The 10,816-nt window shown below is 31.6% G+C and carries 7 protein-coding genes and 1 pseudogene; all 8 read left to right on the top strand.

Going from position 1 to position 10,816, the window contains the following annotated elements:
• Positions 1-216, top strand: a pseudogene (locus ACWF5P_RS27000) (ABC transporter ATP-binding protein); the annotation flags it as partial.
• 183 nt (positions 217-399) lie between these two features.
• Positions 400-870, top strand: coding sequence for a hypothetical protein (locus ACWF5P_RS26995; protein WP_434168916.1), 471 nt, complete (start codon positions 400-402; stop codon positions 868-870).
• A gap of 692 nt (positions 871-1,562) precedes the next feature.
• The gene (locus ACWF5P_RS26990) at positions 1,563-1,679 is read left to right on the top strand and encodes a transposase (protein ID WP_230178901.1); all 117 of its coding nucleotides are present in this window, start codon (positions 1,563-1,565) and stop codon (positions 1,677-1,679) included.
• 636 nt (positions 1,680-2,315) lie between these two features.
• Positions 2,316-2,471 carry an IS110 family transposase gene (locus ACWF5P_RS26985; RefSeq protein WP_230178903.1) on the top strand — a complete coding sequence of 52 codons (156 nt, stop codon included), beginning with the start codon at positions 2,316-2,318 and terminating at the stop codon, positions 2,469-2,471.
• A 20-nt stretch (positions 2,472-2,491) separates the two neighbouring features.
• Positions 2,492-2,683 carry a hypothetical protein gene (locus ACWF5P_RS26980; RefSeq protein ID WP_434168918.1) on the top strand — a complete coding sequence of 64 codons (192 nt, stop codon included), beginning with the start codon at positions 2,492-2,494 and terminating at the stop codon, positions 2,681-2,683.
• A complete protein-coding gene (locus tag ACWF5P_RS26975; RefSeq protein ID WP_230178907.1) occupies positions 2,667-2,852 on the top strand; it encodes an IS110 family transposase in 186 nt (61 codons plus the stop codon). The genes ACWF5P_RS26980 and ACWF5P_RS26975 overlap by 17 nt, the downstream gene beginning before the upstream one ends.
• Before the next feature lie 1,833 nt (positions 2,853-4,685).
• Positions 4,686-9,176: an amino acid adenylation domain-containing protein gene (locus ACWF5P_RS26970; RefSeq protein WP_452445541.1), complete on the top strand. Its 4,491-nt coding sequence runs from the start codon at positions 4,686-4,688 to the stop codon at positions 9,174-9,176.
• Positions 9,177-9,323: 147 nt separating this feature from the next.
• A partial coding sequence (locus ACWF5P_RS26965) for a condensation domain-containing protein (RefSeq protein WP_452445540.1) occupies positions 9,324-10,816 on the top strand: 1,493 nt, incomplete at its 3' end.

Genomic DNA, 10,816 nt, shown 5'->3' with positions numbered 1-10,816 from the left:
ACGGTTGTTTTAGATATCCTAACACAACTGAATAACGAAGGACAAAGTATTGTCATGGTAACGCATGACCTCAAAGCAGCAACGAGAGGAAATAGGATCATATATTTAAAAGATGGAAGAATCGATGGAGAATTGAATTTAGATCCATTTGGAGAAGACAATTTGAAAGAAAGGGAGGAAGCTGTGTACAAGTTTTTAAATGATAAAAATTGGTGATTCGATAGCTTGTGGGGCTGTCCCAAAAGTCAGGAAAATGACTTTTAGGGGCAACCCCATTTTTTATGAAATTTAGCACAAAAAATTGCTACTTTTATTCCAAACAATATTCAACAAACAACTATGATTTTTGATATTCAAGAACTCACCCCGATGCATCACGTGGCCCGTGTGATCGATTAAATGATTGAATCAATTGAAGATAGCGTATTCTTCGGATACTATCAAGGTGGCGGAGTTGCTCATACCATCCCCAAAATAATGACCTTTTCTCTAAAAGCCTATTCCTGTCGTGAAATCGTAAAACTGGTTGAAGAAAAAATTCCATTGATGTGGCTGGCTGCTTTGCAGGAACTGGATTATCGAACCATTAACCCAATTCTCACACAGCAAATGGTAAAGCTCCTTCCGAAGCTATTTGAAGAAATGATCCATCAATTAATAGAAGAAAAGCACATCACAATGGAGAACTACTTCCTAGACAGAACAATAATTGAAGCGAACGCAAGCGAAGCTGCAAGAGAAAATCGAAAGACATACCAACAGATCCAGGCCATTGCAGATGAAGAAGATCATGAACTGTCTAATCAAGACGAAACGGCTACTTTAACAGCAGAAGAAAAACTAGTTCAAGTAGAAAAAGTAATAGTATAGAAAGTAAAAAAAGAAACTAAGGACATCCAGCTTTTAAAAAATGTCTAGGAACGAAAAGAAAAGCGATGGGCACTCAGTCCGGTTAAGAAACTATTGAAATTGGTGCGTGAATACTTAGGCCCGCGATTAGTGAAAGTGAAATACAAACAACAAAATGCTCTATTTGGCGATCGAAATAGTTATTCGAAAACCGATACAGCGACGTTTATGTGAATGAAAGATGATCATATGAATAACGGACAACTAAACCTGGGTATAATATCCAAATGACAAAGGAAAATACATCGTTACTATTCCCGTAAAACGTCATCGAAGATGCCGGCTATGGCAGTGAAGAAAACTATCTCTACTCTTTGGAAAAAGAATTTGAAGCCTTGATTCCTTATAATACTTTTTTAACGGAACAAAAACGGAGCAATAAAAAGGATATTCGTCATGCAAGTAACCGGGCATATGATGAACAAAAGGATGAATACACCTGCCTAAATAACCGCAAGGATTTTTTAAAAACGGTACTCGTCCCGTATAGATAAGAATGGTTTCACACATGACTTTAAAAATTTATGAACGCGAGGATTGTTCGGATTCCCGGTTATAATCGCAATGTAGAAAGACGGCAGGAAATCGTCAGGTGCATTTTAATCCAATTTATTAAGAACTAAAAGCAAAAGTGAACCTTTGGTCTGAATCAAATGCAAATTTACGCTCGACGAAAAATCGAGGTAGAGAGTGTTTTTGGTCATATCAAGGGAAATAGGTCCTTCCGTTGCTTTTCGCTTCGGGACTTAGCGAAGGTTCAAACGGAGTAAGGCAACTTAGCTATGGCACATAATTTACTGAAGGTAGCTGGATTGCGTGAACTACTTCCAATAAATAATTATAAAATTAGAAAAACAGGTGAAGAAAAACGAATCATTTACCTTCACCTATTTTATTTTAAGGGCTAATAAGATAGCCCTTTTTATTAGCGACATGTTTTATTTTTAGGAAACACCATTAGAAACTGCTATTCCCAATTTGGTAGTGGAAAAGGCTGATAGTTCCGTTTTCAGAAAAAGCCCAGATTATTGAAGTATCAACAAATTTTCTTTGTACTTATAAAAGTCCAGGATCAATTTGTAGTTTTTAAGGAGAAATAGATGACTTGAACGGGTAATGAAATGATACAAAATTACCAAAAATATTCCCATCAGCCAATCATGAAGCGCACGGCCAGCGCTGCACCACATTGAATTAAAATGGTAGAAAACCGTCCATACTGATTCTATGACTGGGTGAGGAAGGTCGATGAACTATGGTGCCATTAGAGCTCATCCGTTAGTCTGACTCCAACGACCACGGTACATCACAGACTATCGATCCCTAACGGGGAACGATCATGGTAGATTACCCCATTTTGGTTTTTGCACCAGCCTCTAATTTTTCTCCATAGGAAGATGGTTTCAATGGAAATTATCATTGAACGAGTATGTGGAATGGACGTACATAAAAACAACATTACCGCCTGCGTTATGACCCCTGAAGGAAAGGATTTTAGGGGAGTTTCATCAAAGGGCATGCTTCATACAATCTCAAATGTTGAGATGATCCTGAAAAACTAGCAAACTTTGCACGACGCTCGATGAAGAAGAAAAAAGATGATTTAATCCTTGCCCAGAGTGGGTATGTGAATCCTCATCAACGCATGATGTTCAAAACGATTCTAACTCATATTTATTTTTTGACTGAACAAATTGAAAAAAATGATCAAAAGGTAGCCCAAAGGGTTGGTATTTTATCAAGAAAGGATAGAATGATTGGATTCAATACCTAGAATTGCCACTCAGATGGTCGAACAAATTCTAGCTGAAATCGGAAAAGACGTTGAAAAACAGTTCGAAAGTGCAGCCAGATTATGTTCATTGACGGCCCTAGTACCAGAACACAATGAAGTGCAGGAAAAAGGAAATCAACCAGAGACAAAAAGGGAAATATTTTTTTAAAATCTACCTTAACGGAAGCTGCTCATTCAGTTGGAGCCTCTAAGAACTATCTCGGCGCTCTATACAGACGGACGGCGGCACGAAAAGTAAGAAAACAAGCTGGAATTGTCGTCGCTCACGCCATGTTAAGAATTTCTAATTATCTTTTAACTAGAAAAGAAATGTATGTAAACTTAGGCGAAGATTATTTTGATAAACAAAAGCAAGCTTCCATTGATCGAAGTTCGGTCCGAAGGTTAGAAAACTTAGGATATACTGTTTCAGAAGTATCCTAAATTAGCCTATTTATTAGGAGGTTTTTAATAGGGCGCTGCTCTTTTTCAAAAAAATGAAGTATGCGTCTTATTTAATTTGTTATTTTTCCTTACTATTTATTTTGAATTTTCATGGTAGTTTGATAGGAAATAAGAATAGGTAGCCTGTTACATGGGTCAGCCAAAAGATCTGGTTTTTCATAAAGGGACTTCTTAAAAGCAGGGAAAGTAAAGCTGTTTATGGATATTATGTTATAAGTTGAATGGAGTTTCCGAGGCTTTTAGTTATATTAGGGTATCAGATGGAGATTTAAGGTGAAGTAATAGTCACTATACATAATTTATAGGTAAGAAATTCGGGAGAAAAGAACGGAATTCAAAATAAAAAATAAATTTTAAAATAGTTTTGGGGATATTTACATTAAAAAAATACAAATTTTATCAATTTCGTGATTAAAAATACATAATTTTACTTTGACAACTATATGGAAAATATGTTTAAATTATGACTTAAATAAGAATAAAAAGGTAAAACTGGTTAATAATATAAAAGTTTCCTAAAAATACTCTGTTTAAGATGTAGGATTATGTACCTAGATGGTGGTGTTTTATAACAGAATTGTATTGAATTCTTTAATACGTTGGTTATTCAACGGTGACAGCGGATGTTGGATAAAGGGAATACGTTATGTAAATATAAAGGTAAGCAATATATATATTCTAAGATATCAAATCAATGAAGGGATTTGATTTAGACAATTAAGGCGTCTAATCAGCATCTCTAAATAATTTTCTGTCCTCAAACTAGCTATGTTTCCAACTAGTAACTCAGTCACCCGATAAAAAGACAAGACAAATAGAGGTAACCCTATGAAATGTTATCCCTGATCTTCTAGGAATTGGTCCGTTGAAATGTCCTGTTTCGAGAAGGAACAAGGGACTATTAAAAACAGCTTTTCCTTGTTTTTTGAGGTTTGAGGGTGTGTACAATGCTCCTGATTCTCAAGTAATTCGTGATGGACTCATCACTTCGAAATGTTCTACTGATTTTTCGATGTAATTTCAAGTGGTTGATTATTTGATTCTTCCTTTTTTAGACGAATCCTTTCGTTACAATGGATAAGGGCTTCTCCATTGTATAGGAGGTGTTCGGATAGATGATATTGATAGGTTAAATAAACGATTAGTTATTTGAAAGGAGGCATATTGAACCACATTGGTAGCGTTAGCGGAAAATAAAGATTCTTCCATGTGGAAACAAAAAGGGCATACTTTTCGTTCGATTTCGTGTTATATCACCTCAAAGGTAATCGGCGGAAGCTAAACACTTGTTATCAAGCCGTTAACTTATTGTGAATATTTCCTTAAGGCAAATATTCACAATAAGTTTGATTGGAAATCAAAATGAGTTCCCTATGCTCAATGTTATACCGATTTTTAGAGGTATTCTTGATTTTTTTAGTACACGAAGTATTAATTTTTGGGGGGAGGTAGCACATTTTCAGTATGCGAAAATTGAGTAAGAATATAAAGAGAACATTAAATACTTTTAAATACATAATAGATTAGAGGGGTAGAAATGAGCGTACATAATAAGGAATACTATCAATTAACACATCCACAACGGAGAATATGGTTTACCGATAAAATTAATACAAATTCTCAACTTCATAATATAGGTGGATGTGTAAAAATAAAAGGAAAGATAGATATTAACCGTATGGAGAAAACGCTTAATATCATAATAAAAAATAATGATGGTTTAAGATTAAGGTTTACAGAAAAACATGGTGAACCAATTCAATATGTTAAAGAATTTCATTATGAAGGTATAGATTTTTTAGATTTTAGTAAGTTTGAAACGCCTAAAGAGCAACATGAAAAATGGGTAAAAAGTTTATTTGAAAACCAGTTTAAGTTAGATGATAGTAAATTATATTTTTTTGCTATCTACAAAATAAGCGAAAATGAATGCGGTGTAGTAATCCAATTTCATCACGGCATATGTGATGGATGGGCAATTACGCTTATACAAAATCAAATTTGTGAAATATATAGTAGATTAATAAATAATTTTGAGGTTTCTGCAGATGAATGTTACTCATATTTAGACTTTATTAAGGCAGAGCAAGAGTATTTGAATTCGGATAAATTCATAAAGAACAAAAACTTTTGGAAAGAAAAGTTACATGACATACCAGAAGAGTTTTTATACAACTCATCGAATAGTTTAGATAGTAAAAGAATGAGCTTTTACATTAATAGCGATTTATCAAAGAAGATACAAAACTTTGTCAAGGATGAAAAATGTTCCTTAAATACCTTCTTTATAGCAATATCACTTCTGTATATAAATAAAAGCATACATAAAAATGATTTAGTAATAGGTACACCGGTATTTAATAGGTCTAGTAAGGCTCAAAAGAGCATGGTAGGCATGTTTACAAGTACAATGCCTTTTAGATTTAAATTAAATACAGAGTTAAATATAGGGAATCTAATAAAACAGATTAATAGGGAGTTGAAGCTTTGTTTTATCAATCAAAAATATCCTTATGATCTTTTAGTTAAAGATTTAGAGATAAATAAAGATGGATATGACAGCTTATTTAAGATGTCTGTAAACTACTATAACTCCAAATATAAAAATGATATCAATGGCACCATAAAGGTTGAGTCTAAGGAATATCATTCTGGAAATCAAAGCCACTCATTACAACTTGTGGTTCAGGAATTAGAAGATGAAAATATAGAACTAAATTTTGATTATAAAACACTAGAATATACAGATAATCAAATTAAAACAATGTACCAATATATGACGAATATAATTAATCAGGTATTAAAAGATGAAGAGCTAACCATTAATAACATTAAACTTATTAATGAAGAAGAAAGAATACATAAGGTATTTAATTTAAATTCAACAGCTAATCAGTATCCGAAGAAAACAGTATGTGAATTATTTGAAGAACAAGCAAAGAAAACGCCAGATAAAGTGGCTGTGGAATTTAAAGAAAAAACATTAACGTATAGAGAACTTAATGAAAAGGCAAATCAATTATCAGATTTCTTAAGAGAAAAAGGTTTAAGTAAGCAATCTAATGTTGCGATAATGCAGACACACTCAATAGATCTTCTAATTAGTATTCTAGGGGTTCTAAAGACAGGTGCAGTATACTTACCTATTGATCCTAGTTATCCAATTGAAAGAATAAATTATATGCTTGAAGATTCCAACAGTAAGATGTTATTAACAAATTTAGAGGTAGATACAAATATTAAATGTCAAGGAACAATAATCAATATAAGAGATATAGATTTAAGTTTTTATAATAAAGAAATTTTAACAAATGTAAATGATTTAAATGATTTAGTTTATATCATCTATACATCGGGCTCAACTGGAAAGCCAAAAGGAGTAATGGTTAAACATCAAGGCCTGACAAACTATATATGTTGGGCTGATAAGCGATATTTAAAGGGTGAAGATGAAAGTATGGCACTATATTCTTCCATATCCTTTGATTTAACAGTAACTTCTATATTTACACCATTAATTTCTGGAAATAGAATAATCATCTATGAAAATGATGAGACAGAATTTGTTCTGTATAAAATATTAAGAGAAAATAAATCGACGGTTGTAAAGCTAACACCCGCACATCTAACTTTATTAAAGGACAGGGATAATAGAAATTCTAATATAAAGAGATTTATTGTAGGTGGAGAAGATCTAAAGGTAAACTTAGCAAAAGAAGTTCACAAAAGTTTTGGTAAAAGTATAGAGATATTTAATGAATATGGACCAACAGAAACTGTAGTTGGATGTATGACATATAAATATGATGAAGAAATAGATAAAGGTGTTTCAGTACCAATAGGATATCCAGCTGATAATGTGCAAATTTATATATTAGACCAGCAATTAAATATAGTTCCAACAGGTTTTGTTGGGGAAATTTATGCTTCCGGAGATGGCGTTGCTAAAGGATATTTAAATAGAGAAGAGTTAACCAGTGAAAGATTCGTTGAAAATCCATTTGTAAACAAAGGGAAAAAAATGTATAAAACTGGTGATATGGCAAGGTATTTGGAAAATGGAGTTATTGAATATATAGGGAGAATTGATAATCAAATAAAGATAAGAGGACACAGAGTTGAAATTAGTGAGATAGAGAAATACTTACTAGAAAATGAATTTATTAAAGATGCAGTTGTTGTATATAAAGAAAATCCATCAGAAAATTTGTTATTGAATGCATATATAGTAAATAAAAAGGAAATTAATGATTTCGAATTAAAAGAATGGCTTTTGCAATTCTTACCTAATTACATGATTCCAACTAACTTTATATTTATTGACAAGATACCATTAACCGTAAATGGTAAGGTGAATTATCATCTCCTTCCGGAACCAATAATAATGGAACAAGAATTTGTAGAGTATTCAACTTCAGCCGAAAAAGAGTTAGTTAAAGCTATAGAAGAAATATTAAGTGTAGAAAATATAAGTATGAATGATAACTACTATCAGCTTGGAGGAGACTCTATAAAAGCGATTCAGATTTCTTCGAAGCTAAAAAATAAAGGATTGGAGATTAAGATAAAAGATATATTAGACCATGACACTATCGAAGAAATTGCCGCAACGATAGAGGAAAGTAAGGAGTTGAAATCTATAAATCAAGAACAAGCTCAAGGAGTTGTAGAAAGAACACCTATTATGGAATGGTTCTTTAATCAAGATTTTGAAAATCAACATCTGTATAACCAACATGTATTATTGGAGTACACCGGCGTTTTGGATATTGATCTAGTTAGAGTTGCTGTAAATAGATTAATTGGGCATCATGACGGTTTAAGAATGAACTATGATAAGAAAGATCATAGGTTATTTTACAATAATGAATATATAAATGAGAATTTCCTGGTGGAGTATTTCGATTTATCCCAATATTCCTACGAAGGTCAATATGAAAAAATCAATCATATAAATGATTGGGTTAATGCTCATTTAAATATAGAAAATGGTCTTTTATTTCATGTAACGATGTTTCATTTAGGGGGAGAAAGACAAGTGCTGTTATTCACAGCTCACCACCTAATAGTAGATGGGATATCTTGGAGGATAATATTAGACGATTTCCTAACTATACTAAAACAATTAAATGATAAAAAAGAAGTAAAGTTGCCTATGAAAACACATTCCTTTAAAACATGGGCGGAAGCTTTACAAGAGTATAGTAAGAAAGATTTTGATACAGAAAAGGCCTATTGGCAACAAATTTCGAATAGAGATTTTACCTATCTGGTAGATGATGATAGAGAAGAAGATACTGTAGGAACAGCTAATGTTTTGTATAAAGAATTGGATGAAGATACATTAAATAATTTAATAAAAAAAGTAAATGAAATTTATAATTTGGAACTCAATGAAACTTTAATCATTGCATTAGTCATCACCCTTAATGATTTAACTAATAGAAGTGATATTGTTATTGAACTTGAAAGACACGGAAGAGAATTTGTAAATGACTATATTGATGTATCTAGAACCATTGGGTGGTTTACAAGTATGTTTCCTGCATATTTTGTTGTCGACCATGAAGATATAAATAATAATATTAAATCATTAAAAGAGCAGCTTAGAAATATTCCAAACAAAGGTTTCAACTATAGTATACTGAAGTTTTTGAATAATGAGTTAAGAGATAAGGGGAATAAGCACATAAGATTCAATTACCTTGGAGATTTTGACACCATCTTTGATAGGGAAGGACTAAATTTCTCAAATATTAAATTTGGTTTGGATAGTGATAAAAAAAATTCACTAACATCATTAATGGATATAGATGCTATAGTTGTCAATAAAAAATTAAAGATAAGCTTTACCTATAGTAGAAATAGGTTTGAGGATGAAACAATAAAAAAACTAATGGATAGCTATGTTGATACACTTAAATTAATTTTGGATAAATGTACGAATGAGGATTTAAAGGAATTTACTCCATCAGATTTTGATGCCGCAGGAATTTCACAGGAGGAGTTAGATTCTTTGTTTGATTAAAAATGATGCTGTATACTACTATGCCGAGAAAATGAGCCATAGTAGTCCCTATGGCAGAATAATTTTGAAGTTATACATAAAAGTTAACATCCTAGAAATTTTTTTGAATATTAATAATTATATTAGAAAATGGGAGATAATCACTTAATGGAGAAGTTAGATAAAAAAATTATAGAAAATATTATGGGATTAACTAGCTTACAACAAAGTATGTTATTTTCTTATGTTATGGATGAAGATAGCAGAGAGTGTCACGAGCAATTAAGCTTAACCATTTCCGGAGATATTAAATTAGATTTGCTAGAAAAATCATGGAATTCCGTGATTGAAAACAATGAAATGTTGAGAACTGTTTTTAGATGGAAGGGTATTGAGAATCCAGTACAAATAGTGAAAAAAAATCATGGGATAACAATTCAATATTATGATTTTACTGAAAAGTTAGATAAAGAAGGTGCCGTAGAAGATATTAAATCAATGGATTTTAGTACTAGAATTGATTTAACAAAGGAAACAATAAGAGTTTATTTATGTAAACTAGACAATCATCAATATAATATGATTATTACAAATCATCATATTATTTACGATGGCTGGAGTAATGGAATCATTTTAAATGAGTTAGTTGAAGCGTACTCAAGTTTTTATCGTGGAAGCAGTCCTAAAGTGCAAATAAAGACAAAATTTAGTGAGTTTGTTAAATACACAACAAATCTTAACAAGAATGAACAAAAAGAGTATTGGGACCATTTTATTGATTCAGGCAATCCAATATGCTGTTTCGAAGGGAAATCAAAAGGTGAATATAAAGAGATTTTATATTCGCTAGATGAGGTAAGTTCAAATAAAATCAAAAAATTCGCTGAAACAAATAGAGTAACCTTAGCAGCATTGCTATATACGTCTTGGGGACTTTTAATGCAAAAGTACAGTAACTCGCAAGAAGTTATATTTGGAACAACAGTGTCAGGAAGGTCAGAAAAAATTAGATCCATAGAAAATATGGTTGGTTTATTTATAAATATTATTCCACTGACAGTAAAATCAGAAGATCATATATCATTCATTGATTTAGTTAGAAATATTGATAAAACGCTGAGAAATAGAAAGGAATTTGAGAATACACCATTAATTGATATTAAGGAATATTGCGGTTTAAAAACGAATGAGGAGCTTTTTAATTCAGTAGTTACAATAGAAAATTATCCCTTAAATGTAAAAAAAGATAATATTTTATCTATAGAAAATTATTCTATTGTTGAAAGGGACAATTATAATTTAGATCTACAGATTCTGACTTTTGATAGAATCGAATTTAAATTCAAATTTAATAGCTTAGTTATTGATGAAACTATAGTTAATAGAATGACAAGATACTTAGAAAATATGATAAGTGATCTGCTAAATAACAAAGAGATAAAAGTATCAGAATTAGAGCTATTATTAGAAGAAGAAAAGAACCAATTATTAAAAGAATTTAATCATACAGATGCGGAATATCCGAAAGATACAACCATTCAACAAATATTCGAAGAACAAGTAGAGAAAACACCTGATCACATCGCGGTAGTATATGAAGAAAATAAACTAACGTATAGAGAATTAAATGAAAAAGCAAATAGTCTGGCAAGGACCTTAAG

It is taken from the genome of Peribacillus sp. NPDC055009 (genome assembly GCF_053608705.1).
The sequence above is the reverse complement of the archived record's forward strand: the minus strand, read 5'-3'. Positions and strand labels throughout refer to the sequence as shown.

What these genes read in the sequence shown, in the direction of transcription:
- ACWF5P_RS26995 (WP_434168916.1), top strand. Translation starts at nt 400, where the DNA reads ATGATTGAATCAATTGAAGATAGCGTATTCTTCGGATACTATCAAGGT.
- ACWF5P_RS26990 (WP_230178901.1), top strand. Translation starts at nt 1,563, where the DNA reads ATGCAAATTTACGCTCGACGAAAAATCGAGGTAGAGAGTGTTTTTGGT.
- ACWF5P_RS26985 (WP_230178903.1), top strand. Translation starts at nt 2,316, where the DNA reads ATGGAAATTATCATTGAACGAGTATGTGGAATGGACGTACATAAAAAC.
- ACWF5P_RS26980 (WP_434168918.1), top strand. Translation starts at nt 2,492, where the DNA reads ATGAAGAAGAAAAAAGATGATTTAATCCTTGCCCAGAGTGGGTATGTG.
- ACWF5P_RS26970 (WP_452445541.1), top strand. Translation starts at nt 4,686, where the DNA reads ATGAGCGTACATAATAAGGAATACTATCAATTAACACATCCACAACGG.